At 64.1% G+C, this 25,541-nt stretch carries 21 protein-coding genes and 2 pseudogenes; 8 read left to right on the forward strand and 15 right to left on the reverse strand.

Going from position 1 to position 25,541, the window contains the following annotated elements; all coding sequences use genetic code 11:
- Positions 1-99: 99 nt before the first annotated feature.
- The 4 genes and pseudogenes from EJ071_RS17850 to EJ071_RS17865 all read right to left on the reverse strand — a co-directional run bounded on the left by EJ071_RS17850 (position 100) and on the right by EJ071_RS17865 (position 5,575).
- On the reverse strand, positions 100-1,140 hold the full coding sequence (locus tag EJ071_RS17850) for an ABC transporter permease (protein ID WP_126099020.1): 1,041 nt from the start codon (positions 1,138-1,140) through the stop codon (positions 100-102).
- Positions 1,137-3,620, reverse strand: coding sequence for an ATP-binding cassette domain-containing protein (locus tag EJ071_RS17855; protein ID WP_126099021.1), 2,484 nt, complete (start codon positions 3,618-3,620; stop codon positions 1,137-1,139). Before EJ071_RS17855 ends, EJ071_RS17850 begins: the two co-directional genes overlap by 4 nt.
- Before the next feature lie 74 nt (positions 3,621-3,694).
- Positions 3,695-4,442, reverse strand: a pseudogene (locus tag EJ071_RS17860) (substrate-binding domain-containing protein).
- 173 nt (positions 4,443-4,615) lie between these two features.
- Positions 4,616-5,575 (reverse strand): LysR substrate-binding domain-containing protein, encoded by a 960-nt coding sequence (locus EJ071_RS17865; RefSeq protein WP_126099022.1) that lies wholly within the window; start codon positions 5,573-5,575, stop codon positions 4,616-4,618.
- 72 nt (positions 5,576-5,647) lie between these two features.
- Between EJ071_RS17865 and EJ071_RS17870 the strand changes: the two genes are divergently transcribed.
- Positions 5,648-7,729, forward strand: coding sequence for an FAD-dependent oxidoreductase (locus EJ071_RS17870; protein ID WP_126099023.1), 2,082 nt, complete (start codon positions 5,648-5,650; stop codon positions 7,727-7,729).
- 51 nt (positions 7,730-7,780) lie between these two features.
- On the opposite strand, the gene EJ071_RS38555 is transcribed toward EJ071_RS17870, so the two are convergent.
- Together EJ071_RS38555 and EJ071_RS38560 are read right to left on the reverse strand one after the other, a co-directional pair.
- On the reverse strand, positions 7,781-7,975 hold the full coding sequence (locus tag EJ071_RS38555) for a hypothetical protein (RefSeq protein ID WP_189521506.1): 195 nt from the start codon (positions 7,973-7,975) through the stop codon (positions 7,781-7,783).
- Positions 7,969-8,457 carry a hypothetical protein gene (locus tag EJ071_RS38560; protein WP_189521507.1) on the reverse strand — a complete coding sequence of 163 codons (489 nt, stop codon included), beginning with the start codon at positions 8,455-8,457 and terminating at the stop codon, positions 7,969-7,971. The genes EJ071_RS38555 and EJ071_RS38560 overlap by 7 nt, the downstream gene beginning before the upstream one ends.
- A 29-nt stretch (positions 8,458-8,486) precedes the next feature.
- Between EJ071_RS38560 and EJ071_RS17880 the strand changes: the two are divergent.
- Positions 8,487-9,555, forward strand: a pseudogene (locus EJ071_RS17880) (isocitrate/isopropylmalate family dehydrogenase).
- A gap of 36 nt (positions 9,556-9,591) precedes the next feature.
- Here the strand turns inward: EJ071_RS17880 and EJ071_RS17885 are convergent.
- On the reverse strand, positions 9,592-10,707 hold the full coding sequence (locus EJ071_RS17885; protein ID WP_126099024.1) for an FAD-binding oxidoreductase: 1,116 nt from the start codon (positions 10,705-10,707) through the stop codon (positions 9,592-9,594).
- A 116-nt stretch (positions 10,708-10,823) separates the two neighbouring features.
- On the opposite strand from EJ071_RS17885, the gene EJ071_RS17890 reads away from it, so the two are divergent.
- The 5 genes from EJ071_RS17890 to EJ071_RS17910 all read left to right on the forward strand — a co-directional run bounded on the left by EJ071_RS17890 (position 10,824) and on the right by EJ071_RS17910 (position 17,550).
- A complete protein-coding gene (locus EJ071_RS17890) occupies positions 10,824-11,729 on the forward strand; it encodes a LysR family transcriptional regulator (RefSeq protein WP_126099025.1) in 906 nt (301 codons plus the stop codon).
- Positions 11,730-11,820: 91 nt separating this feature from the next.
- On the forward strand, positions 11,821-13,896 hold the full coding sequence (locus tag EJ071_RS17895; protein WP_126099026.1) for a hydantoinase/oxoprolinase family protein: 2,076 nt from the start codon (positions 11,821-11,823) through the stop codon (positions 13,894-13,896).
- A 5-nt stretch (positions 13,897-13,901) separates the two neighbouring features.
- The gene (locus tag EJ071_RS17900) at positions 13,902-15,887 is read left to right on the forward strand and encodes a hydantoinase B/oxoprolinase family protein (protein WP_126099027.1); all 1,986 of its coding nucleotides are present in this window, start codon (positions 13,902-13,904) and stop codon (positions 15,885-15,887) included.
- Positions 15,884-16,186: a (2Fe-2S)-binding protein gene (locus tag EJ071_RS17905; protein ID WP_126099028.1), complete on the forward strand. Its 303-nt coding sequence runs from the start codon at positions 15,884-15,886 to the stop codon at positions 16,184-16,186. The genes EJ071_RS17900 and EJ071_RS17905 overlap by 4 nt, the downstream gene beginning before the upstream one ends.
- Positions 16,183-17,550 (forward strand): FAD/NAD(P)-binding oxidoreductase, encoded by a 1,368-nt coding sequence (locus tag EJ071_RS17910; protein ID WP_126099029.1) that lies wholly within the window; start codon positions 16,183-16,185, stop codon positions 17,548-17,550. The genes EJ071_RS17905 and EJ071_RS17910 overlap by 4 nt, the downstream gene beginning before the upstream one ends.
- 32 nt (positions 17,551-17,582) lie before the next feature.
- On the opposite strand, the gene EJ071_RS17915 is transcribed toward EJ071_RS17910, so the two are convergent.
- Positions 17,583-18,908, reverse strand: coding sequence for an FAD-binding oxidoreductase (locus tag EJ071_RS17915; protein WP_126099030.1), 1,326 nt, complete (start codon positions 18,906-18,908; stop codon positions 17,583-17,585).
- 223 nt (positions 18,909-19,131) lie between these two features.
- On the opposite strand from EJ071_RS17915, the gene EJ071_RS17920 reads away from it, so the two are divergent.
- Positions 19,132-19,608, forward strand: a complete 477-nt coding sequence (locus EJ071_RS17920; protein ID WP_126099031.1) for an Lrp/AsnC family transcriptional regulator — start codon at positions 19,132-19,134, stop codon at positions 19,606-19,608.
- 93 nt (positions 19,609-19,701) lie between these two features.
- Here the strand turns inward: EJ071_RS17920 and EJ071_RS17925 are convergent, their stop codons facing one another.
- The 7 genes from EJ071_RS17925 to EJ071_RS17955 form a co-directional block, all read right to left on the reverse strand.
- Complete coding sequence (locus EJ071_RS17925) at positions 19,702-21,039, reverse strand: FAD-binding oxidoreductase (RefSeq protein ID WP_126099032.1); 1,338 nt, start codon at positions 21,037-21,039, stop codon at positions 19,702-19,704.
- 20 nt (positions 21,040-21,059) lie between these two features.
- On the reverse strand, positions 21,060-21,413 hold the full coding sequence (locus tag EJ071_RS17930; RefSeq protein WP_126099033.1) for a cupin domain-containing protein: 354 nt from the start codon (positions 21,411-21,413) through the stop codon (positions 21,060-21,062).
- An 11-nt stretch (positions 21,414-21,424) separates the two neighbouring features.
- Positions 21,425-22,117 (reverse strand): ABC transporter permease subunit, encoded by a 693-nt coding sequence (locus EJ071_RS17935; protein ID WP_126099034.1) that lies wholly within the window; start codon positions 22,115-22,117, stop codon positions 21,425-21,427.
- Position 22,118: 1 nt separating this feature from the next.
- Positions 22,119-22,832, reverse strand: a complete 714-nt coding sequence (locus EJ071_RS17940; protein WP_126099035.1) for an ABC transporter permease subunit — start codon at positions 22,830-22,832, stop codon at positions 22,119-22,121.
- Between the two features lie 59 nt (positions 22,833-22,891).
- Positions 22,892-23,707 (reverse strand): transporter substrate-binding domain-containing protein, encoded by an 816-nt coding sequence (locus EJ071_RS17945; RefSeq protein WP_126099036.1) that lies wholly within the window; start codon positions 23,705-23,707, stop codon positions 22,892-22,894.
- A gap of 40 nt (positions 23,708-23,747) precedes the next feature.
- Positions 23,748-24,524, reverse strand: coding sequence for an amino acid ABC transporter ATP-binding protein (locus tag EJ071_RS17950; RefSeq protein WP_189521508.1), 777 nt, complete (start codon positions 24,522-24,524; stop codon positions 23,748-23,750).
- A 469-nt stretch (positions 24,525-24,993) separates the two neighbouring features.
- The gene (locus tag EJ071_RS17955; protein ID WP_126099038.1) at positions 24,994-25,473 is read right to left on the reverse strand and encodes an Lrp/AsnC family transcriptional regulator; all 480 of its coding nucleotides are present in this window, start codon (positions 25,471-25,473) and stop codon (positions 24,994-24,996) included.
- Positions 25,474-25,541: the final 68 nt, after the last annotated feature.

Genomic DNA, 25,541 nt, shown 5'->3' on the forward strand with positions numbered 1-25,541 from the left:
CCCTGAATTTCGGACGACGCTCTCGCCAATCGTCATCTCATATACTGGTATGATCACTCTACCACGATTTGGCAAGAGGAAATCATCGCGTCGTGTCTCTCAGCCGGGGTGGATGCCCGGCGCGCTCGCTTCCGCCTTGGCCGCCGGGTCCGCCTCGCCATCGGCAGGATCGACGGAGGCGCGCCGCGCCAGAGCCTGGCGCCCCGCCAGCGCCAGCACGAAGATGACGACGACGCCCTGCACGATGTCCTGCGCGCCCGGAGGCAGGCCGATGATCTGCATGGTGGTGACGATGAGGATGAGCAGGATGCTGGCGAAGAACGTGCCCAAAGCCGTCGCCGAGCCACCGAAGATCAGCGTGCCGCCGAGCACCACGGCGGCGATCGACTGCAAGAGATAGGGCTGGCCCATTTCGAGGAAAGCGCCGCCGATATAGGCGCCGAGCAGCAGCCCATCGAGCGATGCCAGCACCGAAGAGATGATGAAGGCCGACGCGATCACCGGGCCATTGCGGATGCCGGCAAGCCGCGCCGCGGCGCGGTTCTGGCCGACCGCCGACAAGAGCTGTCCGAAAACGGTGTAGCGCAGCACGAAGGAAGTAGCCGCCACGCCGACGACGGCGATGACGGCCATGATCGGCACGCCGGAAATGCGCCCGGTCGCCAGTTCCTTCAGCGAAGGGCTGACGGCGAAGCCCGGGATCGCCTTGTTGGACAGAAGCGTCGCCGTCGCCAGCACATAGCCGGTCGCCAATGTCGCGATGATCGCCGGGATGCCGAGCCCGACGACCAGCAGCGAATTGAGCGCCCCGACGCCAAGGCCGAGCAGGATGGCGGCGATCACGCCGATGGCGAGGTTCGCGTCCTGGCCCTTGATGGTGAGCAGGGCGACGAAGGCGCTGAGCGTGATCACCGAGGCGACCGAAAGGTCGATGTTGCCGCGTCCGGTCGTCACTACGAACATCTGGCCGATACCGACGACCGTCAGGAAGGAGGCCGACAGAACGACGCCGGACAGGCTGGACAGGCTGAAGCGGTTGGTGACGAATGACAGCACCAGCCATAAAAGCAGCACGCCGATCGCCGACCAGATCCAGCGGTTGCGCTGCGCCCAGATGCCGAAGCCCGCGAGTGCGTTCATGGCTCGCTCCTGCGGTCGGCGGTCAGGCTGCGCAGCGTGAGCAGCGCGATCAGTATCAGCCCTTGCGTGGCGGCGTTGTAGTCGCTGCTGACGCTGAGCGTGCCGAGCAGCGCGCCGATCAATGAGAGCGTCACCGCGCCGGCGACAGCGCCGACCGGCGAGATGACGCCGCCGAGCAGCGAGCAGCCGCCCATGACCACGGCGGCGACGCTCAGCAAGGTGTAGGAATTGCCGGAATTGATGTCGCTCGCCGTGTTGATGGCCGTCAGCGACAGGCCGGCGGCGGCGGCGAACAGTCCGGCGATGAGATAGCGCACCAGCGCGTAGCGCGTCGGCGACCATCCCGAGCGGATCATCGCCGCCGGGTTGTTGCCGAAGCCGCGCAGCACGACGCCGAGCGGCAGCCTGTCAATGACGAGCACGATCAGCGCCACGGCGGCGATTAGGATGATCGAGGTCGGCACGACACCGAGCGACCAGTTGAAGAGGGCCGACAGCCAGTCCGGGCTGGCGCCGCCCGGTGTCGGCTGCAGCGCATAGCCTATCCCGACCCAGATGAAGGATGCGCCGAGCGTGACGACGATCGCCGGGATCTTGCGGGCCTGGATCAGGCCGCCAAGCCCCGCATAGGTGGCGACCGCCACCATCAGCGCCAGCGCGCCGAGCCACGGCTGGTCGTAGAGCAGCGTGGCGCTGAGCACGCTGACGAGACCTGCAAAGGCGCCGACGCCGAGATCGATCTCGCTGCCGCCGACGATGAACATCTGCGCCCCGGTCACCAGCACCAGCGACAGGGCCGGCATCAACAGCAGGTCGAGGCCGAAGGTGGAGGCGACCGCCGGGTTGATCGCGATCATGATGGCGAGCACGGCGGCGAGCCCGATGAACGGCGCCGCGTTCACCAGCCGGCGAGCGAAACCCGCCATGGTGGTCCGGTTTCGCGCGGTACTCATCTGCTTGTCCGTCGATTGGGCGAAGGAGGCGCCGACGATCGCCTGCTCGGTGATCGCCTCGCCCGCCAGTTCCTTCACGATCCGGCCGCCTGAAAAGACCAGCACGCGGTCGCAGGCGAGCAGTTCCGCATCCTCGGTCGTGTGCCAGACCAGCGCGCGGCCGCTACGCGCGACCTCGTTGCAGAGCCGGTAGAAATCCTGCTTTGTGGCGATGTCGACGCCGCGCGTCGGGTCGTCGAGCAGGATGACCGGCGTGTCGGCGACAAGCGCGCGCGCCACCAGCGCCTTCTGCTGGTTGCCGCCGCTGAGTTCGGTGATGTTGGACTGGAAGCGCCGGTCGTCGAGGCGCAGGCGGCTTGCGGCACGCGAAGCGGTATCGCGGCTGGCGCGGTCGGAAACGAAGCCCAGCGCCGGGCGGCGGGCAAGCGCGCCGATGCTGATGTTTGAAAGCACGCTCCACAGCGGGAACACGCCTTCCTTCTGCCGGTCGCCGGCGATGTAGCCGGCATCCGCATGCCTGGCGACGACGGCGTGTTGCTTTCGGCCGGGGTTGAAGATCGCGTGCAGCAATTCCTTCTGGCCGCTGCCTTCGAGGCCGGCCAGCCCGACGATCTCGCCGCGCACGATGTCGATGTCGCGGCCGAGCTCGGCCGTCAGCGGCCCGGAGAGCCGCACCAGCACATCCTGGGAGGATGCGGCCGCGACGGCGTGCTGGTGAACCGGATCGGCATCGCCGCCCATCAACTGCACCAGTTTGCCGATCGAGGCATCCGTCGTATGGCCCTGCCACGCGGTGCGCCCGTTGCGCAACACCACGACTTCGGTGGCGATGTCGATGATCTCCTGCAGCTTGTGGCTGATGAAGATGAAGGCGAGACCGGCCTTGGCCCGCTCGCGAATGAAGGCGCGGAGCTGCTTCGAGCGGTCGAGATCGAGCGAGGATGTCGGCTCGTCGAGCACGATCAGCTTGACGCCGGGCGTCGCCGCGGCACGCGCGATCTCCACCATCTGCCGTTCGGCGATGCTGAGATGGCCGACCTCGGTGTCGGCGTCGATTGTATTGCCGGGGAAGACGGCGTCGAGCGCCGCGCGGGCGCGGGTGCGATAGAGCGCGCGCCAGCCAGGCCGGCTTGCGGAGTCGCTCGGCGTTTCCAGGAAAAAGTTCTCGGCGACGGACAGGTTGGCGCAGAGCGACAGCTCCTGATGCACCATGCGGATACCGCGCCGCTGCGCTTCGCCGGTGTCGTAGCCGGCGAAAGCAACCTCCGTGCCGGCGAAGGAAATCGAGCCGAGCGTCGGCCACATCGCGCCGCACAGAATGCGCATCAGCGTCGATTTCCCGGCGCCGTTGCCGCCGACCAGCCCGATCACGTCGCCGGCGCCGACGGAAAGATCAATCCCGGCGTTGGCGAGAGTCGGCCCGAAGCTCTTGGTTATTCCGCTGAGCGAAACGACGCTTGGCCGGGCAGGGGCAGCAGGCCCCGTGGCTACGGCGCTGCCCTGTGCGGCAACGGCAAGATGGGACATTCGTCCTCCGCTTCTTCGCAGGCGAAGATCGGGCGCCGCTGTGGGGCGGCGCCCGATCCGTTAAACGGCCTGCCTTACTTGCTGAGCAGGTTCTGCTTGACCCAGTCCAGCGAATAGCTCGGGCTGATGATCTGACCGCCCGGCAGCTTGGCGTAGTCCTTGAGGTTGTTGGCATCGACGGTTGCCACCGGCATGATCATCAGCTTGGGCGCCTTGGCGCCCTTGAGCAGCGACAGGCCGAGCCAGAAGGCGGCGCCGCCGATGCATGTCGGGATATTTGGCCAGTACCGACTGCTGGGCTTTGAACATGTCGTTGTCGGGCGCGGAGCCCTTCACGCCGCGCACCTGGATGACATTGCCCTTGCCGCCGAGCATCTTGAACACGGCTTCCGCCTGGGCGGCCTTGTAACCCTTGAAGTCGAAATTGAGCTGGTAGTTGCAGGGCGCCGAAGCAACGGAATCGAAGGAAATCACGATGATGCCGGCCTTGCAGGCCTTCTCGATGATGCCGTTGACCGCGGTTTCGGAAGCGGCATCGACGGCGAGCACGTCGACCTTCTTCAGGATCAGTTCGGCGATTTGGCTGTTCTGCTGCGCGACCGAGCCGTCGCCGTTCATGACGATATAGTCGGCGATCTGTCCGGCGGCCTTGGCTTCCTTGGCCGAAGCCTCGAAGGCCTCGACCATCTGATGGCGCCAGGTATTGCCGTAATACGCGTTGGCCAGCGCGATGACCGGCGCGTCCGGAGACGCCATTGCCGGCAGACCCGAAACGCTAGCCAGCGCGGCGCCGGTGAGCGCCGCAACGATTGCGAACTTCATTGATATCTCCTCCCAAAAGCGCCGGCCAAACATGGGTCGGCTCGTCTGCTGTTCCGCTATGACGCCCATTCAAAAGACACCATACCAGCTACATGTTATACCAGCATACCAAATAGGCAAGCGGCACTTCGGGCTTGAACTTGCGAGCGCGGGATGCGTGGCGGAACCTACGATCAGTTGGAGCCGGCCCTTCGCCAGACGTCCGGCCGCAACATTGGATGCAAGGCCTTCAATTCGGTTTGCATCTCAGCGATCATCCAGGCGCAGATCTCGGAGACGATCGGCCGCACCGGTCTCGAGCGCGGCGCAATCAGGTGATGGGTCCGGCCGGTGTTGATCTGGCGGTCCGATGCAGGGACAAGTGTCCCCTGAAGCAAGGCCCTAGAGACATTGCTGAGCCAGCCGAGCGCGACGCCTTCCCCGTTCATCGCGGCCTGGAGCACAACCGCGTAGTCCGAGAATTCGAGCCACTTTGCCTTGCTGGTCTTGCGGTCGGCGACGTGGCCCCAGGCGTCCAGCCATTGCAGCTTGGCATCGGTGAGATGAAGCAAGACATGGCCCTCGCCGTCCGCGTCGTGCTTCAGCCGGCCATGGGCCGACAGATAGGATGGGCTGCACACCGGAACGATGATTTCCGGCGAGAACGCCCAACGGTGATAGTTTAAGTCGTCATCGGCCAGGATTCTGGTGGCCAGGTCGACGTTCTCGACCGGCCCGCGCAGAACGCCCGCGATCAGCTCGAATCTCAGGTCCACGTCCGGAAATCTTGTCGCGAAGATGCTCAGCCTCGGAACAAACCAATGCGTCACCAGCGAGCTTGAAAGGGAGAGCGTGACGACCGGCTTTGCGACGTTCTTCTCCTTGATCCCGCGGATAACCTCCTCGATCCCGTCAAATCCTTCGCGCACCGCCGAATAGAGCGCGCGGCCGTCCGCGGTCGGGGTCAATCCCGTCGAATTCCGCGTGAAAAGAGCGACGCCAATATCGGTCTCGAGCTGGGCGATGCTGCGGCTTACGGACGGTTGCGTGACGTTGAACTCCCGGGCAGCGGCCGTGAAACTTGCCAGCCGGACAGCCGCCTCGAAGACCAGAAGTCCGCGCGCGGAAGGAACGAGTTTTGCGAAGCCAGCCATACGTGCAGTGTATAGCTACCAAAAGAATTTTCAATCTTTCTAAGGCTCTCCAAATAACGGACTATAACTTTCATGAATGGTTCGGAGCAGAACGTGACCTTAGCGGCACCGCAGTCCAAGGGTATGGAGACATCGCTGGATCCGTTGCTTCAACCGTTCCGGCTCAAGGGACTGGTTCTGCGCAACCGCGTCGTCAGCACCAGTCACGCTTCGATGCTGGACGATGGCGGCCTGCCGCTCGAGCGCTACCAGCGCTACCACGAGGAGAAGGCGCGCGGTGGCCTCGCCATGACCATGATGGGCGGCTCGGCGATGACGTCGCCGGATTCCAGTTGGGGCGGCGGTCAACTGGATCTTTCGAGCGATCGCATCGTCCCGCATCTCCAATCGCTGTCGCAGCGAATCCACCGCCACGGCGCCGCCGTCATGTGCCAGGTATCGCATCTGGGCCGGCGCGCCACCGCCTATGCCGGCAACTGGCTTCCGCCGGTGGCGCCGTCGCGCGTGCGCGAGACGCGAAACCGGAATTTTCCGAAGGAGATGGATGCCTCGGACATCGGCAGGATCGTCGGCGACTACGCAAGCGCCGCCAGGCGCTGCCGCGATGGCGGTCTCGACGGCGTCGAGACGGTCACCGGCGGACATCTGATCGGTCAGTTCCTCTCTCCAAGAACCAACCGGCGCACGGACGGCTTCGGCGGCTCGCTCGAAAACCGCGCGCGCTTCGGCCTGATGATCCACGAGGCGATCCGCCGGGCGGTCGGCGACGACTTTGCCGTCGGCATCCGGTTCGTGATCGACGAGGCGGTCGAGAATGGGTCGGATTTCGAGGAATGCCTTGCCTTCGCCCGGCTGTTCGAGCGGGAAGGGCATATCGATTTCTTCAACTGCATCTTTGGTCGGATGGACACCGACTTGGCCCTGGCCGAGCAGAACATGCCTGGCATGTTCAGCCGGAGCGCGCCGTTCCTGCCGCTGGTCGGGCAGTTCAAGCGGGAAACCAGGCTGCCCGTCATTCACGCGGCAGCCATTCGCGACGTAGCGACGGCCCGGCATGCGATCCGCGAGAAGCTTGTCGACCTGGTCGGCATGACGCGGGCGCATATCGCCGACCCGCATATCGTCAACAAGGTGATACGGGGAGAAGAGGAGCGCATCCGCCCCTGCGTCGGCGCATCCTACTGCCTCTACAAGAAGGTCCAATGCGTCCACAACCCGGCCAGCGGCCACGAAACGATCGTCAGCCACATCATCGACCGGGCCGAAACGCCGAGGCGGGTGGTCGTGGTCGGCGGCGGGCCCGGCGGGATGGAAGCGGCGCGGGTTGCCGCCGAACGCGGGCACGACGTGATCCTGCTCGAAGCTGGAGCGCGGCTTGGCGGCCAGGTGCTGATCGCCGCCTCCGCCTCCGATCGCAAGGATCTCATCGGCATCGTCGACTGGCGCGTCAACGAACTCACCCGCCTCGGTGTGGATGTCCGCCTCAACGCTTACGCGGATGCGGAGATCGTCCTTGCCGACAGGCCCGACACAGTGATCGTCGCCACGGGCGGCATTCCGGACATGGAACGGCTGGACGGCGCTGAACACTGCGACAGCGTCTGGGACATGCTGACCGGAGCCGTGCCGGCGAAGGACGACATTCTCATCTATGACGAGACCGGACGCCAGGCGGCTGTTTCCTGCGCACTTCATTTCGCCCGCCTGGGCCGTGCGGTCACACTCGCCATCGCGGACGACACGCTGGCGGTCGAGACCCCTTATCCAGACAGGGTGAGCTTCCGCAAACGCGCCGCGGAACTCGGCATCCGGGTCGTCAGTGACGTCCGGCTGATCAAAGCCGTGCGCCAAGGCAACGGCATCATCGCCAGATTCCGGCATGAGCTCACCGGTACAGAGATGGAATTGAGCGCGGCTCAAGTCATAGTCGAGCGTGGCACGGTCCCCATCGAGGACGTCTATCAGGAACTGCGTGCCCGCTCTTCCAACAACGGCGTCACCGACATTGCGCTGATGACCGGAGCAGGGGCGAAAGAGGGCAACAAGGCTCCAGCCGCCGGATCGTTCGAGCTGCACCGCATTGGCGACGCTGTTGCCAGCCGCGATATCTATTCGTCGATCTATGAGGCCTACCGTCTCTGTTCGCAATTGTAGACGGGCGTGGCCGCGGCTGCCGCCGCGGTCGAAAGTCAATTCGGCGCATCCTCAAGGCTGGTAGGGCTTCGGCTCGCTTCCGTTGAAGAAGGTCCAGAAGCTCTCATAGACCAGGTCGGGGCGATGTTCGGCCGGATAGTGGCCGGTCGCAATGGCCCAGCCTCGGAGATCCGGCGCCCAGGGGGTCCAGGCTTCGATCGGCTTGAGATGCCGTCCGACATGGCTGTTGCTGCCCCAGATCACCATGACCGGGCACTGGATCGTCTTCCTGCCGAATCGGCGGTGTCCATGACGAGGTCGAGCGTCGCGGTCGCGCGGTAGTCCTCGCACACCGCATGGATCTGCTCGGGCGTCGTGCAGCGGGCATATTCCTTGAAGGCTTCCGGCGTGAATATCTCCAGGTCCACGCCTTTCTTGTTGAGCTTGTAGTTGATGTAATAGTCGAGGTCGGCGCAGATCAGCTTTCTCGGGGAAGGGCGCCTTCTGCGCCATGAAGAACCAGTGATAGCTCTCCAGCCCCCAACCCAGGGTGAGAAGATGGTAGGTCGGGATGATGTCGAATCCACTCGCATGCTATCAGAATGGCTTGGCCACAACCGAGGCATAGCAGAGGCGCTCGCAGCATCGTCGATCTTGGCGGAGGCCACGATCGCCGCGCTCGCGCGGCCCGAAACGTGCACGGGCGACATACGCGGAACCACCAACACCGAAGGAATGACCAGCGCCATCGTCGCTGCCATCGAGAAGGAAGCTGAAAATGTCCTTGCATAGGATCGCCGTGATCGGCGGTGACGGCATCGGCCCGGAGGTTGTCGAGGCCGGCGTCGAGGTGCTGGAAGCGCTCGCTGCCGTCGAGCCGGGCCTTGCCTTCGAGTTCAAGCGTTTCGATTGGGGCTCGGATTATTATCGCCGCAACGGCCGCATGATGCCGCAGGATGGGCTCTCTCAGATCCAGGACTTCGACGCGATCTATTTCGGCTCGGTCGGCGATCCGAACCTGCCGGACGACATCACGCTGTGGGTTTGCGGCTGGCCATCTGCCAGGGGTTCGACCAGTACGCCAATGTGCGGCCGACGCGCCTTCTGCCGGGCCTCACCGGTCCGTTGCGGCCTGAACTCGGCCAGCAGATCGACGGGCCGAGAACAGCGAAGGCGAATATGCCGGCGTCGGCGGCCGCGCCCATCGCGGCCTGCCGATCGAGGTCGGCATGGATGTTGCGGTCTTCACCCGCAGCGGCATCGAGCGGATCGCCCGTTTTGCCTGCGATCTTGCCATGTCGCGCCCGCGCAAGCTCTTGACCGTCGTCACCAAGTCGAACGCGCAGCGCCATGGCATGGTGCTGTGGGACGAAGTCGTGCGCGAAGTCGTTCGAGACTATTCCGGCCTCACCGTCGACTGGATGCTGGTCGACGCCATGACCCAGCGCATGGTCAACAAGCCCGGCAGCATCGACACGGTGCTGGCGACCAATCTACATGCCGACATCCTGTCCGATCTGGCCGCGGCACTCGGTGGTTCGCTGGCATAGGCTCAACCGCGAACATCGACCCGTCACGCGCGCGTCCGTCGATGTTCGAGCCAATCCATGGATCGGCCTTCGACATCACCGGCAAGGGCGTCGCCAATCCGCTTGGGTCGTTCTGGACGGCGAGCCTGATGCTTGACCATCTCGGCGAGCAGGCCGCGGCGCGTCGCCTTATGGTGGCAATTGAAACCGTCACTGGTCGAGGAGAGTATCTCAGTCCGGATCTTGGCGGCCACCGCTGCCGTGATTGCCGCCCTCTCAGGTGTCAACAGCGCGAGTTCATCCCGCTTGGTCGGATAGAAGCCAACCCTTTCCACTTCCTGGCAACGCCGCTGTTCAGGCGCGGCTGAAGCGATCGACCCTGAAATCATCGAGCGGCGTCTCGCAGCGGCCGGTCGTGATGAGCTCGGCCATGGCGTCGCCGACGCCCGGGCCAAGCTGGAAGCCGTGTCCGCTGAAGCCGAAGGCGTGGAACAGTCCTGGCGTCGTCGCCGAGCGCCCCATCACGGGTAGCATGTCCCGCACGTAGCCCTCGCAGCCGGACCAGGTGCGGATGACCGCGACCTGCGCGATCGCCGGCAGCAGCCGGGCGACGGCGCGCAACTGCGCCGGCAGGCGCATGGGGTCGGCGACCGCATAGCCTGGATCGAGGTCCACCGGCACCCTTTCGGCCGCGCCGCCGAAGACGATGTTGCCGCGCTCGACCTGACGCAGATAGGCGCCGTAATCCTTGTCGCGCGTCCAGATGCCGACCACCGGCAAGATGCGATGCGGCAGCGGCTCCGTCACGCCCATCTGCGGGCCACGGGCGTCGAGCGGAACCTCCTCGCCGAACTGCGCGGCGATGCGCGCGCCCCAAGCACCCGCGGCATTGAGCAGGCATTCGGCGGCGAATGAACCTTTTGAGGTGGCGACAAGGAAACCGGAGTCGGTCCGCTCGATCTTTTCGACCAGGGCTCCCTCGATGATTTCCGCGCCGAGCTTGCGAGCGGCTTCGGCAAAGGCCGGCGCGATCAGCCGCGGATTGCCGCTGCCGTCATGCGGCGAGAACGACGCCGCGATCGCGTCGGGACCGAGGCCGGGAAAGCGGGCACGGATCTCGCGCGGGTCTAGTTCCTCCAGCTCGAGCCCCCAGGGCCGCGCGGCTTGAGCATAGGCCCGCATGTCGGCGAGGCCGCCGTCATCGAAGATCAGCCGGATATGACCGGTGGCCCGGAACTCCACGTCGCGGCCAAGCATTTTTTCGGCCTCGCCCCACAGTCTCAACGAGCGGTGGGCCAGCGGAAGCTGGGACAGATGACGCCCGGTGCGCCGGATGTTGCCGAAAGAGGCGACGGTTGCTCCGGCCCCTACGCGGTTGCGTTCGATCAGCGTAACGCGCGCGCCGCGCCTGGCGAGGAAATAGGCCGAAGCCGTCCCCATCAGGCCGCCGCCCAGCACGATCACACCCATAGTCATTCCCTAGCGCAGAGCGGCCGATCCTTGGATGCGTCCATCTTGTCCGCGCCGCGGCATTGCGTCAAAGATGGGTTTGGACAAAAGCCATAAGCTTTACCTATGGAGTGGCAATGCGGGCTCGGCAGCTCGAAGTGTTCATCGCCGTCATGCGCGCGGGCACCGTCACCGCCGCGGCGCGGATGCTGAACATTTCTCAGCCTGCGCTCAGCCAGGTGCTGCTCCACACAGAGGACGAACTCGGCTTCACGCTGTTCGAGCGGGTGAAAGGCCGGCTGCGGCCTACTCCGGAGGCGCTGGAGATCTTTGCAGATGCCGAACGGTTGTCGGCGGGGTTGGAGGGCCTTCGCCGCAAGACCACTGACCTGCGGTTGGGCCGGACCGGGCTGGTGCGGGTCGCGGCCTCGCCCCCGCCGGCCATGGCGATATTGCCGCGCGCGTTCACCAAATTCCGGGCGCAGCATCCCGATATATTGCTGCGCTCCAACATTGCGCCGATCGCCGCGATCATCGACATGCTGCGCGCGGGCGATGCGAGCCTGGGCGTGGCCATGGACGATCGCCTGCCTCCCGACATTGACGCCGAGGTGATGGGCAGCATCGGCTTCGCCTGCCTGCTGCCCGCCGGGCACGCGTTGCAGAAGAAGACCGAGCTGACGCTCGCTGATCTCGTCGGTGAGGAGTTGATATCCTACCGCGGAAACACCCGTCCCGCCGACGAACTGGCCCATGCGGCCCGCGCCCAGGGCGTGACACTTTCGCCGTCGCTCGAGATCGACGTGTCGATCTCCGCGGTCGGCTTCGTCCAGGCCGGCATGGGCATCGCCCTGGTCGACGCGCTCCTGCCGTGGCGCCAGTTTGCCGGACTTGAAGTCAGGCCGCTGGTGGCGGGACCGGAATTCCCGATCGCGCTGCTTACCTCGCGAGCACGGGCGCTTTCGCGGGCCGATGAGATGATGCGCGATCAGATCCGCGCCGCATGCTCCGCTGTCCTGGGTGAACGAGACGGAAGAGTATAAGCAGGGCTTATAACCTAGCCCGTCATCCATCTTGGACCCGGACCATCCGGTCATGCCAGCATTTGTTTGGCAAGACAGGAAGGGACGCGTCATGGATGGTGCCATCGCGGATGCAGCGCAGAATGGGGCCGACTGGAAGGTTGGCGTCGATATCGGCGGGACATTCATCGATTTCTGCGCGCTCGAAGCCCGCTCCGGACGGGTCGCCTCGCTGAAAGTGCTGACGACGCCTGAAGATCCGGGCGCCGAGCTGATGACCGGCCTTGCCCTTCTGGCCGAGCGCGAAGGCTTCGATCCGACCCATATGACGCGCTTCGTGCACGGCACGACGGTCGGCATCAACACGATCATCCAGCGCAAGGGCGCGCCGCTCGCGCTGCTCACCAATGCGGGCTTCGAGGACCTGATCGAACTCGCGCGGCTTCGCATGCCGGACATGTACTCGCTGTTCTGCTCGCGGCCGGACCCTTTGATCTCGCGCGACATGGTGTTCGGCATTCCGGCTCGCATGCGTGCCGATGGGAGCGAAACCCAGGCGCCGGACATGACGGCGGTGGAGAGGGCGGTCGCGGCGGCGAAAGCGAACGGAGCGCAAGGGATCATCGTGTCCTTCCTGCATGCCTGGCGCAATGCCGCGCAGGAGGCTTCGGTGAAGGCGGCGATCGCGCGTCTTGCGCCCGAGCTCTTCGTCTTCACCTCAGCCGAGGTGTGGCCGGTCATCCGCGAATACGAGCGCAGCTCGACCGCCATCCTCAATGGCTACGTCCATCCGCGCGTCTCGGCCTATCTGACGGCTCTGGAAGCGCGGCTGAAAACCCGCGGCGTGCCGGCCCGCCCGATGCTGACGAAGTCGAACGGCGGGCTGATGAACGCTGCCGAAGGCAAGCGCGCCTGCGTGAACATGCTGCTGTCGGGAACGGCTTCTGGCGTCATCGGCGCCTCATGGCTGGCGCGCCAGGCAGGCGAGGACAAGGTTCTTACGCTCGACATCGGCGGGACATCGGCCGATTTCGCACTGATCATCGGCGGCGAGGCGCAGTTCGGGACCGGCGAGTTGATCGGCGAGTTTCCGCTCCATATTCCGTCCGTGTCGGTGAGCTCGATCGGCGTCGGCGGCGGTTCGATCGCCGGTGTCGACGCGCAAGGCGTGCTGCGCGTCGGACCGGAGTCGGCCGGCTCGACGCCTGGACCGGCATGCTATGGCCGTGGCGGCGAGCGGGCGACGGTGACGGACGCCATGGTGGTGTGCGGTTGGCTCGGCCACAGCGAGATGGCCTATGGCCAGCTCCGGATCGATACCGGACTGGCGCATCGCGCGGTCGGCGAGCTCGCTGCCCGGCTCGGCCGCCCAGTCGAGCAGACCGCGCAGGCGATCCTCGACATCGCGGTATCGGAGATGTTCGTCGAAGTCGAGAAGCTCGCCTCGCGCGCCGGCGTCGACTTGCGCGAGTTCACGCTGATGCCCTTCGGCGGCGGCGGCCCCATGCTCGGCGCGTTCCTGGCCCGCGAGCTCGGGATGAAGCGCGTCATGGCTCCGCGCCGTCCCGGTGTGGTGTCGGCGCTGGGCGGGCTGGTGGCGGACCTGCGCGGAGACTTCATTCGCACGATCTTCAGTCCGCTGTCGGCCGCATCGCTGCCGACCATCCGTGAGACCTTCGAGACTCTCGCGCAAGAGGGGCGCGACTGGCTTGCGGCGCAGGGGCATGATGCGGCGGTTGAGCTCAATCTCTCCTGCGACATGCGCTATGTCGGTCAGAGCTACGAGATCGAGGTCGTCCTTTCGCCGAAATGGCTGGCGGATGGCGACGTGAATGCTGTCAAGCAAGCCTTCCACCGCACTCATGAGCAGCTCTACGATTTCCACGACCTGGAGGGTGAGATAGAGCTTGTGAATGTCCGGCTGTCGGCGATCGGCGCAGGGCCGGCGCTCTCCTTCCCGGAGATCGACGAGATCGAAGCCCCGGTCAGTGTGGCCCGTCGGCTTCCGGTCTATACTGGCACGAGCGTCGAGACCGTCGACCTCCACGACCGGCAGAACCTGGTACCCGGCAGCACGTTCCAGGGGCCAGCTGTGGTCGTTCAGGAGGACACCACCTTTGCCATTCCCGCCGGAGCGCAGGCACGGGTCGACCGCCACCTCAACCTTCTCCTGACCTTCGTGGAGTGACGCCATTGTTCGACCGCACAAACCTTCAGGTTCTGGCGAACCATGCCCGCGCGGCCGCCGAGAACATGGCGCACACGCTGCATCGCACCGCGCACTCGGCCTTCGTCAAGGAGACGCAGGATTTCACGGTGATGCTGATGGACCGTTCAGGGGCGACCTTCGCCGTCCCGATGGAACTCGGCGCCACCTGGTATCCAGGGCTTTCCTATCACCGCGCGATCGCGATGGTCGACGACTACCGGCCCGGAGACGTCGCCTTCACCAACGATCCCTATTCCGGCCACGTCGCCACGCACGCGCCCGACACGCATCTGTGGAAGCCGGTCTTCGTCGACGGCGAGATCGTCGCCTGGACCGGGGGGCACATTCACAACACCGACATGGGCGGTGCGGTGCCGGCTTCGCTCAGCCGCGCGCTGACCGAAATCCATCAGGAAGGCATCCGCTTTCCGCCGATGAAGCTGGTCAGGGAAGGCGTCTTCGACGAGACGATCCTCAAGATCATGAGCACCAATGTGCGCAAGCCCGACCTCAACATCGGCGACATCAAGGCGCTGGTCGGCGCGCTCAACACCGGCGAGCGCAAGATCCAGGCAATGGTGAAGAAGTTCGGCAAGGCCGGCTTCATCGAAGGCGTTTCAGCTCTCCTCGACCATGCGGAGGCGCAGGCGCGCGACGTGCTGCGCTCCATGCCCGACGGCACATGGGAATTCGCCGACTACGCCGATGAGGATTCCGTCGAGGCCAATCCCTGCCGGCTGAAGCTGACGCTGACCATCAGGGGCGACGAGGCGGTGCTCGACTTCACCGGCTCCGATCCGCAGCTCGGCTCCTCGCTCAATGTGCCTTCAGGCGGCGACCCGCGCCACACCATGCTGCTCGTCGGCGTCTACTATGTGCTCTATACGCTCAACCCGAAGATCCTGCTCAACACGGGTCTCACCCGGCCGTTTACCTGCATCACGCCGCAAGGTTCGGTGCTGAACCCGGTCCATCCCGCAGCCGTCGGCATGCGCTCGCTCACCTGCGCCCGGCTGCGGTCGGTCATCTTCGGAGCTTTTTCGCAAGCCGTGCCGGAACGCCTGCCGGCGGCGCCGGCCGGCAACAACTGCATCGTCAACGTCATGACCACGGATGAGCGCACCAGCCGGAGCGTCATCGCGGCGGTGAACCCCGTGGTGGGCGGCGGCGGCGCGATGCCGCATCGCGACGGCACCAACGGATCGGGCGCCGATGCCGCATATCTGAAGAACACGCCGATCGAAATCACGGAGACCGAAACGCCGGTCGAGTTCGTGAGATACGGGCTCGCCAAGGACAGCGGCGGCCCAGGCCGCTGGCGCGGCGGGCTGGCGACCGAGATGGCCTTCCGCGTCTTTGCCCCCGACTCCAGGATCACGGCGCGCAACCGGGATCGCAGCTTCTTTCGTCCCTGGGGCGTGCTCGGCGGCAAGGCAGCCGGCCTGTCGGACATGGTCGTCAATCCGGGGACAGAGCACGAGCGGCGGCTGGGCAACATCGACACGGCGGTCCTGCAGCCCGGCGACGTGCTGGAAATCCGCTCCGCCGGAGGCGGCGGGCGCGGCGATCCGCATCAGCGCGAGGCCTGGCGGATCGCCCAGGATGTGCGGCGCGGCTATGTCTCGGCGGCCGCAGCCGAGCGCGATTATGGCGTCGTCCTCAGCGGCGGCGAGGTCGACGCGCAAGCGACGGAGCGGTTGCGCGCGGGGCAGGTGCCGTCCGCCGGTCATTTCCACTTCGGCCCGGAGCGCGACGGCTACGAAGCGCAATGGACGCCGGCGGCCTATGACCGGCTCCACACTCTGTTGGACGCCTTGCCGATCCACTGGCGGTTCTTCGCCAAGACGGAGATCTTCCGGCGCATGAAAGGACGCTCCGGGCCGCAGCGTGTCCAGGCGGCCTTCGAAGCGGTCTGCGAACGCTTCCCCGAACTGCCTCGCCCAGGCCCGGTGCGAGAGGCCGCGGAATGATCACCGCCGGCCGCATCGTCCGGCTGGCCGAGCGCGACCGGGCAGAGGTGCAGTTCCTTCTCGATGGCGAAATGCGCGGCGCGCTTGCGGGCGACACCGTGCTGACCGCCATGCTGGGGTCCGGACACGCCCTACGAAGCTCGGAGTTCGGACCCGAGTCGCGTGCCGGCTTCTGCCTGATGGGAGCTTGCCAGGATTGCTGGGTCTGGCAGGAGGAGGGACCGCGTCTGCGTGCCTGCACAACCGTTATCGTCGAGGGCATGCGGCTGCGCACCACGCCGCCGGAGGGCTGGCCGTGAACGGGACCTCGTCGCCGCGGGTCGTGATCGTCGGCGCGGGTCCGGCCGGCATAAGGGCCGCCGCGACATTGGTCGATGCCGGGCTCCATCCGGTGGTGATCGACGAAGGACATCGCGCGGGCGGGCAGATCTATCGCCGTCCGCCTGCCGGCTTCGCCCGCACGCCGAAGCAGCTCTACGGGTCGGAGGCGGCGAAGGCGCGCGCGCTGCATGCGCTGTTCGACCGGCTGGCCGAGAAGGGCCGGCTCACCCATTGCGCGCTAAGCTCCGTCATCGCCGTGCATGAGGGTCGGCTCCAGGTGCTGGGGGAGGGCGGCGTGCAGGTGATCGGCTATGACCGCCTGATCCTTGCCACCGGCGCATCCGACCGTGTCGCCCCGGTCGCCGGCTGGCAGAGCGCCGGCGTCTATAGCCTCGGCGCGGCGCAGATCGCGCTCAAGGCACAGGGCGTCGCGCTTGGGCGGCGCATCGTGCTGATCGGATCGGGACCTCTGCTGACGCTGGTCGGCGCGCAGCTCCTCAAGGCTGGGGCGGATGTGGCGGCGGTGCTGGACACTTCGTCCTGGCATCAGCAGATGCGGGGGTTCTGGGGACTTGCCGCCCGGCCGGTCGTCGCGTTGCGCGGTCTGGTCCTGCGGGCGCGGCTCGGCCGCCGCTATCATGCTGGTGTGGCGCTGGACAGTATCGAGGCGGACGAGACGGGCGTCACAGCGCTGCGCTGGCGCGATGCCCGCGGCCGGGAGCGCCTAACCCCATGCGACATGATCGGCATGGGCTGGCACCTGCGGGCGGAGACGCATCTGGCCGATCTGGCGGGATGCGCCTTCACCTATGACGAGCAGTGGCGCCAATGGCTGCCGAAGACCGACGCGATGGGCCGGGCGGGTAACGGCGTCTATCTTGCGGGCGACGGGGCCAGACTCCTCGGGGCGGATGGGGCGGAGATCGCGGGACGCCTTGCCGCGGCGGCATGTCTTTCCGATCTCGGACGTCCAGCGCCCTCGGTCGGCGCCGATCTGCGCAAGCTGGCGCGGCTCGAGCGCTTTGCCCGCGGTTTGGCTTGCGCCTTTCCCTGGCCGTCCGCGATGGTGCGTGCACTCCCCGACGACGCGATCGTCTGCCGCTGCGAGAGCGTGACTGCCGGAGCCGTGCGTGAGGGCGCGGATTTCGGTGGCGGCGAGGCCAACAGGGTGAAGTCGCTTTCACGCGTCGGCATGGGGCGGTGCCAGGGGCGCTATTGTCAGTTGGCCGCCGTCGAACTCGTCGCGGCGCAGACCGGCTGCGCGCCCGGCGCTGTCGGCCGATTTCGCGGGCAGGCGCCTGTTCGGCCGGCGCTTATCGGCGCCTTTGTCCGGGGAAGCTGATGCAATTCCGGAGGCTCGGCAAGGATCACGTCTTAGAAATCGGCGACCTTCCCCCAGGCCGAAGCGCCGAAGCGACGTGGATCGTAGGATGTTGGATCGACGATCGGTTCCGACCCGGTCACCAGATCGGCGACGAGGTGCCCGGCGCCAGGCCCGATGCCGAAACCGTGTCCCGAAAATCCGGCGGCCAGAAAGAAACCCGGAACTGTGTCTATCTCGCCGATGGCGGGCACGCCGTCCGGTGTGCTGTCGATATAGCCCGCCCAGGCCGCGCTGATCGATGTCTTGCGCAGCGCCGGCAGCAGCTCGAGCGCGCGGGCGTGGGTCAGGCGGATGGTCGCCCGATCCGGGGCCGGATCGAGGATGCGCATCCGCTCCATCGGCGTCGGCCTGTCGAGCCGCCAGCGTTGCAGCGTTTCGTGCCCCGAGCGCACGCCCTGCAGGCCGCCCGGCGCGAGGCTGCGCCACCGCTTCAGGAACATGGGCAGGAACTGCGAGGAGAAGCGCAACTGCTGCGGCGTCATGTCGACGCGCCCACGTCCGCTTATGGCGAGCGTATAGCCGCCGTCGCCGCGACGCGTGGCCGAGATCCGTGCCGTGTGCAGCGCATCGGGCAGGCCTTCCGCGCCGGGCGAGACCGACAGGATGGAGGAGCGGACCGACGCTTGCGGAAAGCGGAAGCCGAACTGGTGGCAAAAGGAGGACGCCCAGGCGCCGCCGGCGAGGACCGCCAGCTTCGTCCGGATCGTTCCGCTTTCGGTGACCACTGCGCTCAGGCGCCCGCCCTCGGTCTCGATGCCGCGCGCGGCGCAATTCTGGCGCACGCTGCCCCCGAGCTTGAGGATGGCGCGGGCGACCGCCGGCGCGGCCCGCGATGGATCGGCGGTGCCGTCGGTCGGCGAGAAGACGCCGCCCTTCCACGTCCGGCCCGTTGCGAGACCCCGATCGCTTGCCTCGGTGCTGTCGAGCATATGCGTGGTGACGCCGGCCGTCTTTGCGAAGTCACGCCAACGCGCCCAGCCGGCCAGTTCCGCCTCGTCATTGCTGAGATAGAGCAGGCCACAGCGGCGAAAGCCGGTATCCTCGCCGGTATCCGCCGCAAAGCGCTCCCACAGATCCAGGCTTCGTGTCGCCATGGGCAGCTCGCGGGCATCGCGGTTTTGCTGGCGGCACCATCCCCAGTTCCTGCTGGACTGCTCGGCGCCGATGCGTCCCTTCTCGATAAGCGCGACCTTCATGCCGCGCTTTGCCAGATAGTAGGCAGCGAAGACGCCGACGATGCCGCCGCCGATCACCACCGCATCCGCGGATTGCGGCAGTTCGCCGGACGTTTCGATTTGCTGCAGCGGCGCGCGCATGGTCTCTCCACCTTGAAGCGCCAATCTAGCGCGTTGCGCAGGCAGCCGCTGCCGCAGTTGAGGCTGAGGCGGAATTTTATTCCGGCAGCTCGGCCGAAATCGGGAGCCGATGCGTCTCAAAGCGGTATCCGCTCTGATGGACAGGCCGGTGGGCTGTGATAGTGTCGATGGTGACTGGCAAGGCAGCATTTTGTGCTGTGGCATGCGTTCTGTGGAGACGGCCGTGAAACTCGATCGGATCGACATCAAGATTCTGTACGAATTGCAGAAGAACGGCCGTATCACCAATGTGGAACTGGCCGAGCTGGTGCACCTGTCGCCCAGCCCATGCCTGATGCGGGTCAAGAAGCTGCAGTCGGAAGGTTACATCGAAGGCTATTCGGCGCAGGTCAATATCGGCAAGCTCGGCCAAACGCTGACCGTGTTCACCGAGATCACCTTGAAGAACCACCGCCAGGTGGACTTCGCCCGTTTTCTCGCCGTGGTGGAGAAGATCGACCAGGTCATCGAATGCCACCTCGTGTCGGGCGGCTACGACTATTTGATGAAATTCGTGACCGCCGGCATCGGCGAGTACCAGACGATCATGGAACGGCTCACCGACATGGATATCGGCATCGACAAATATTTCAGCTTCGTGGTGCTGAAGTCTCCCATCGTCAAGGCGCACATGCCGCTGCCCAGTCTGTTTCCGATGTAGTCAATGGTGGCCGCCACGCTGACGAACTAGGGTCTTGCGCACCGCGAAAGCATCGCAAAACAACGCCATGCGCGCGACCGCTGAAAAAGATCATCACCGTTTCTCGCGCTCATTCTTGCGGCGCATCGCGCGCTTGTCCCTCCACGCGTAGAGCGAATAGACGATCGGGATAAACCATGGCTTGCCCTGGTAGAATGGCACTGCCTTCGGCGGCGGATCGAAGTCGAAGGCCGACAGGGCCTTCTCTGTTTGGCCAAGAAGCTTGAAGGCAGCCTTCTTGCCGAGCCAGCGCGCCCAAACCACGCCGGATCCGCAGAACCCGGTGGCATAGATGGTGTCGCCCACGGTAAACATTCGTGGGATCATGTCACGGTTCATTGCGACTTGGCCGAACCAGCTATGCGTCAGGCCAATACCTGCCAGTTCGGGAAATATGCGTCCGAGTTCGGACCGCAGGTGCGTGGTTGGAGAAAGCGGATCCCCTTCCGTCGTGCCGTCGCGCCCGCCAAATAGAATACGTGAGCCGTCTGGCGATGGACGGTAGTAGTAACTGAGCTGCCTTGTGTCGCCATACATCATGCGCTTCGGCATCAGGCGCTCCATGACGCCGTTGCCCAGAGGCTCGGTGGCGACGATACGGCTCCGCACCGGCACGAGACGACGGCGAAGCCAGGGATCGAAGTCGTCAGTATAGGCATTGGTGCACACCAGCACCTTCTTGGCGAAGACCTCGCCGCGCGACGTGGCGACACGCACGCCGCCGGCCTCGGCGACCATCCCCAGCACCGCCGTATCCTCGTGAATGACCGCGTCGGTTGCCCGGGCGACCCGTAGTATGCCGGCCAGCAGCTTGGCGGGATGAAGACCACCAATGTCCATGCGCGCGAAGCCACCCGCGTAGACCTCCGTGCCGATGTATCGCGATACCTCTGCACGGGAAACTGAAAATGCCTCAATCCCTAGAAAACGTTGCAACAACTCGGCGTATCGGCTCAACTCTTCGCATTCGCGGTCGTTTATCGCTCCGTCGAAAAGGCCAGAAAGGAAAAAGTCGCACTCCACCTGCTCCTCTTCGAGAAAGGCCCAAAGATCCTCTCGCGCAGCCTTTCCTTCCATCAAGATGCCATTGGCGCGCGCTTCACCAAACCTTCGTATCAATTGTTTGCGGCCCGGCCTTATGCTGCCGCTCGCCATGCCGCCGTTTCGGCTGGACGCGGCTTGCCCTATCGGTTGCCGGTCGAAAAGCTGAACGCTGCGTCCGGCCCTCGCGAGCTCGATGGCCGCCGACAGGCCCGCATAGCCACCGCCGACGATGGCGACGTCGCATCTGGGGATCACCGGCCACACCGGCAGAGCAGAAAACGCGCAGTCGTCCCACCAATACGGCGTGGACTTAAAGGGACGCGCGGAGATGGGATCCATGGCGTGCATCTCTGGTTCAATCCACGCGCTCAATCGCGCGAGACCCAGAGCTTCCGGGTGGGCTCGATCACCCGCCAGACCCCTGTGAATCCTGGGTGCATGACGAAGGCATCGCCCGCTGCAATTCGGCGCGGCTCGAACCCATCCTCGATGAGTTCCGAAACCCCCGAAAGGATGTAGCAAAATTCGAAGGTCCCGCCTTTGATGGAACGATAAGCGCCAGGCGTGACCTCCCATACGCCAGCCTGCACCTGGCCATCAGCGGTCTGCGCGATATCCCAAGTTAGAAACCGGGGATCACCTTCCACGCGCCGTTCCGGCAGCGGTTCGCCTCTCCTGGGTTCGGGGAGATTGTTCTGATCGAAAAAGGTAAGCTTGGACATAGGGCACCCTTTCAGCGTGCGGAACGCCGTTCGAAAGACAGAAGCCTTTCGATGGCATGCAGGGCAGTCAGACAGACGACGTTGATTGCAAGATAGAAGGCAGCGGTGACGACGAAGATTTCCATGATGGCGAATGTCTCGCTCATCAGCCGTTTCGCGTAGCCGGTGATTTCAAGCACCGTTATGGTGGAGGCAAGGCTCGATTCCTTGACGATAACGGCGACTTCGGTGCTGTAGGAAGGCAAGGCCTGACGTAGCGCCAGAGGAAACTTGATACGGTGGAAGACCACCCACCCGGACATGCCGCAGGCTTCTGCCGCCTCGATCAGCCCGCGCGGCAGCGAGAGCAGGGCAGTACGGAAGATCTCCGCCGTATAGGCACCGGTATTGAGAATGACGGCAAGGATGGCAGCGTGCAGACTGTCGCCGATCAGCCACCACAAAACCGCGTTGTGGCGTATGAAACCTATTTGCGCGAGGCCGTAGTAGATCACAAAGATCTGCACGAGCATCGGCGTGCCCCTGAAGACCGCGCAGTAGAAGTCGGCGCATTTGCGAACCGTGCCGGTCTGGGAAATGCGGGCTGTCGCCAGCAGGATGCCGAACGGCAATCCAAGACCGACGCCGAAAACTGCAATCAGCAGGGTCGTCTTCGCGCCGACGAGGAGAAATGGATCCGCATATGTGACGATGCTGAAATCCATCCTAACCTCTACTGAAGCCGCGATTGAAATGGTTTTCGGCGCGGTTGAACAGAACTTGGCTTACGGCGGTCATGGCGAAGAACATCGCGGCCGCCAAGCAATAGAATAGAAGCGGCGAGCGCGTGATTCCTGCGGCGACCGCTGCCGCTCGCATCAGTTCCTGCATACCGACGACCGATACGAGCGAGGTATCCTTGATCGTCATCTGCCACACGTTGTTGATCCCACCCAGAGCCAGCCTGAGGGCGAGCGGTAGCGTCACGCGAAAAAAGGTCACGCGCGGCGACAAAGAAAGCGATCGAGCCGCCTCCAGGAGGCCAATGGGAACTGCCTGCAGCGCGCCTCGTATGACTTCTATCGAGTACGCGCATGAAATGGCGGCGATCGCGATAATGCCGATAAGGAATGGATAGGCGTTTTCGGCGCTATCCGCGTAGCCGAACGCCGAGGCAATTCTCCGCACCCAGTCGACGGAGCCGAAGAACAGGAGATAAATGACCAGTAGTCCCGGAACGCCGCGGATGATGATGCTGTAGGCATCAACAAGCTGTGACAGAACAGGGACCTGGCGCCAACGAAGGATGGCAAGCGGTATCGCCGCCGCCAATCCTACAACCACACCAACAAAGCCGATCAGAAGCGTGATACCGGCCCCGCGCAGCAACGCTAGGAGCCAGCCCTTCTCGACCATCAGCACCCAGATATCGTGCAACATGAAAACATTCCATCAGACCGTCGCGGCATTGCCGCGACGGTCTGTTGCCTGTCGGGTGATTACTTGTTGCACGCGATTGTGTAGTCGTCCTTGAACCAGTTTTCCGAGGCAGCCTTCACCTTGCCGTTGTCGATCATGTTGCAGAGTGCGCCGTCCAGCTTGGCCTTGAGTTCGGTATTGCCCTTGCGCAGGCCAACACCCATGCCATAGCCCAGCGCTTCGTGATCGTCCGCTCCGGTGACCTTGACGTCGATGCGGGCAAAGTTGGCGCCGTCCGGTGAGCCGAGGAAGTCGACCCAGGTCGGGGAATCGCCGAATGCAGCGTCAAGCCGGCCTGCCGCGAGATCGGAATTCTGCTGGGTCGTGGCGTCGTAGGTCTTCAGGTCCGCGGTCGGAATATGTTTCTTGATGAACTGCGCGTATGTGGTGCCATTCACGACGCCTATGGTCTTGCCGGCCAGCCCCTTCTCGATTTCCGCAAGACTCTTTAGTCCCATGAGCGAAGAATCCTTCGGAACCACGAAATACTGGGGTGTGGTTGCATAGGGGACGGAGTAGTCGATCTTCTTCATTCTTTCGTTGGTGATGCCGAGACCCGAGATGATGACATCAAAGCGATCGCTGTCCATCGACGGAACCAAGGAACTGAACGTCTGCACCACGAATTTGCATTTGACCTTAAGCTCGGCGCAGATGCCGTTGGCGATATCGGCGTCGAAGCCGGTAACGTTGCCGTTGGCATCGGCCATGCTGAACTGCGGCGCATCGCCTTCGGTGCCCACGCGCAAGACGCCGTCCTCGGCCCATGCGACGCTTATTGCCGCCACCATCAGGCCGGATACGCAGATTGAGCGAAGTGTATTCTTTACGAGCATTCTGAGTTACCCCTCTTTGCTTTCTGTTTGATGGCCGCCATCAGGCGGCGGTTGAAATCACGCTGGAAAGGAACTGCTTCACCGCTTGGGTTGCGGGATTTCGAAACAGTTCTTCCGGCCGGGCATCCTGCGCAACGACACCCTTGTGCAGGAATATCATTCGGTTCGACACCTCCCGAGCGAACCTCATTTCATGCGTGACGAGGAGGATGGTCGCTCCCTCATCGGCAAGCGTTCTGATGACCTTCAAGACTTCGCTGACCAGCTCAGGATCAAGCGCGGAGGTTGGTTCATCAAAAAGCATCAGCTTGGGCTGCATCGCCAAAACACGCGCGATTGCCACGCGTTGCTGCTGCCCGCCCGAAAGCTGGCTTGGATACCGGTGGCCAAAATCGGCCATGCCCACTTTGGATAGCGCCGAAAGCGCTGCTTCATTCGCCTCCCGCTTGTTCTTGCGCAGCACGTAGACCAGCGCTTCGGTCACGTTCCCAAGCACGGTTCGATGGGGCCACAAGTTGAAGCTCTGGAACACCATACCGATGCGGCGACGAAAAACCCTGATATTGGCCGCGTTGAAGATTTCCGTTTCGTGGAGTTCGTTCTGCGATGCGGTAATCGCATCGCCCATCACCTCGATCTCACCAGAACTCGGGGTCTCCAGAAAATTGATGCATCGTAGCGCAGTGCTCTTTCCCGAGCCGGAGGAACCGACGAGCGAAATGACCTCGCCCTGGCGCATCTGCAAACTCACTCCGTTGAGAACGCTGGCAGCGCCGAATGCCTTACGGAGTTCGCGAACCTTCAGAACAGGAGCCATGCCCAGGCGCCTCCTGTCCGTGCCGTGGTGAAGGGATGTAGAACCGATCGACGGTCCATTTCGGCGACATCTTCGCTAGTCGTCATTCTCGGATCCCTAAGGGGGCCAAATCGCAGAAACAGACGAATTTCAGTTCAACGAAATTCGGCGACGGATGCTGTTGCGCGCCCTCCTGTTCAAGGCCGACTGCTTCCATCTGCATTCCACCCTCGAGGACTACAAAACGTAACCTCAGCTTATGTCCGTCGGGGCACGCAATTTCGTCTTATTCCATTGAATTTCCGCAGAATTCCTGCCAATCGTAGGTTTGTAAGAGGAAACGCTCCGAACGCGTCGGAGTCGGACCGCGGCAGGGTAAACCAGGTCTTCGGATCGGCGCTCGCCTCACGCCCATTTTTGCGGCACGTTCTTGCAGAGATTCACATCACGGGCTGCCTGCACCACGCCGTTGACAGGCCTAAACGCATCATCAATCAAGACAATGCTCGAAATCGATTGGCATGGAAAACCCAACCTTCACTCGATCCATGACAACCATTGTCTTGAACCCCTTGATGTCGTGATTCTCGTAGAAAAATCTCCGGGTAAAAGCTTCATAATCTTCCATGCTTCGGGATGTGACGATGAGAACGAAATCTGCTTCTCCCGTAACGTAGTAACCGTTCATCACTTCCGGAGTCTGGCGGATCGATTGTTTGAAGCGGTCGACGATGTCAGCCCGTTCGCGCTCGAGCGAAACCAGCACGAGCATTGCAATAGGCCGGCCGACAGTCTTGGGTTTCACGATCGAAACGTCAGCTTCGATTGCTCCCCCTTCCCGAAGCCGTTTGAGACGACGCTGGACCGCCGTTGCCGACAGGCCGACCATTTGGCCAAGCTCTTCCGTGCCGTGGCGATTGTTGGTCTGCAGAATATTAAGCAAGCGAGAGTCCAGTTGATCAAGCTTCATTCTGCCTGCCTGCGCGTTGATCTGGTGACACAATCGTGGCTGAAAAACTTGCCGTCACTCCCAGTCTT

The organism is Mesorhizobium sp. M1B.F.Ca.ET.045.04.1.1, from assembly GCF_003952465.1.
Taxonomy (GTDB): Bacteria; Pseudomonadota; Alphaproteobacteria; order Rhizobiales; family Rhizobiaceae; genus Mesorhizobium; species Mesorhizobium shonense.

What these genes read in the sequence shown, in the direction of transcription:
- EJ071_RS17915 (WP_126099030.1), bottom strand. Translation starts at nt 18,908, where the DNA reads ATGCGCGCGCCGCTGCAGCAAATCGAAACGTCCGGCGAACTGCCGCAA.
- EJ071_RS17895 (WP_126099026.1), top strand. Translation starts at nt 11,821, where the DNA reads ATGGATGGTGCCATCGCGGATGCAGCGCAGAATGGGGCCGACTGGAAG.
- EJ071_RS38555 (WP_189521506.1), bottom strand. Translation starts at nt 7,975, where the DNA reads ATGGTGATCTGGGGCAGCAACAGCCATGTCGGACGGCATCTCAAGCCG.
- EJ071_RS17945 (WP_126099036.1), bottom strand. Translation starts at nt 23,707, where the DNA reads ATGCTCGTAAAGAATACACTTCGCTCAATCTGCGTATCCGGCCTGATG.
- EJ071_RS17855 (WP_126099021.1), bottom strand. Translation starts at nt 3,620, where the DNA reads ATGTCCCATCTTGCCGTTGCCGCACAGGGCAGCGCCGTAGCCACGGGG.
- EJ071_RS17925 (WP_126099032.1), bottom strand. Translation starts at nt 21,039, where the DNA reads ATGCACGCCATGGATCCCATCTCCGCGCGTCCCTTTAAGTCCACGCCG.
- EJ071_RS17950 (WP_189521508.1), bottom strand. Translation starts at nt 24,524, where the DNA reads ATGGCTCCTGTTCTGAAGGTTCGCGAACTCCGTAAGGCATTCGGCGCT.
- EJ071_RS17940 (WP_126099035.1), bottom strand. Translation starts at nt 22,832, where the DNA reads ATGTTGCACGATATCTGGGTGCTGATGGTCGAGAAGGGCTGGCTCCTA.
- EJ071_RS17850 (WP_126099020.1), bottom strand. Translation starts at nt 1,140, where the DNA reads ATGAACGCACTCGCGGGCTTCGGCATCTGGGCGCAGCGCAACCGCTGG.
- EJ071_RS17870 (WP_126099023.1), top strand. Translation starts at nt 5,648, where the DNA reads ATGAATGGTTCGGAGCAGAACGTGACCTTAGCGGCACCGCAGTCCAAG.
- EJ071_RS17890 (WP_126099025.1), top strand. Translation starts at nt 10,824, where the DNA reads ATGCGGGCTCGGCAGCTCGAAGTGTTCATCGCCGTCATGCGCGCGGGC.
- EJ071_RS17955 (WP_126099038.1), bottom strand. Translation starts at nt 25,473, where the DNA reads ATGAAGCTTGATCAACTGGACTCTCGCTTGCTTAATATTCTGCAGACC.
- EJ071_RS17935 (WP_126099034.1), bottom strand. Translation starts at nt 22,117, where the DNA reads ATGGATTTCAGCATCGTCACATATGCGGATCCATTTCTCCTCGTCGGC.
- EJ071_RS17905 (WP_126099028.1), top strand. Translation starts at nt 15,884, where the DNA reads ATGATCACCGCCGGCCGCATCGTCCGGCTGGCCGAGCGCGACCGGGCA.
- EJ071_RS17865 (WP_126099022.1), bottom strand. Translation starts at nt 5,575, where the DNA reads ATGGCTGGCTTCGCAAAACTCGTTCCTTCCGCGCGCGGACTTCTGGTC.
- EJ071_RS17885 (WP_126099024.1), bottom strand. Translation starts at nt 10,707, where the DNA reads ATGGGTGTGATCGTGCTGGGCGGCGGCCTGATGGGGACGGCTTCGGCC.
- EJ071_RS17930 (WP_126099033.1), bottom strand. Translation starts at nt 21,413, where the DNA reads ATGTCCAAGCTTACCTTTTTCGATCAGAACAATCTCCCCGAACCCAGG.
- EJ071_RS38560 (WP_189521507.1), bottom strand. Translation starts at nt 8,457, where the DNA reads ATGGCGCTGGTCATTCCTTCGGTGTTGGTGGTTCCGCGTATGTCGCCC.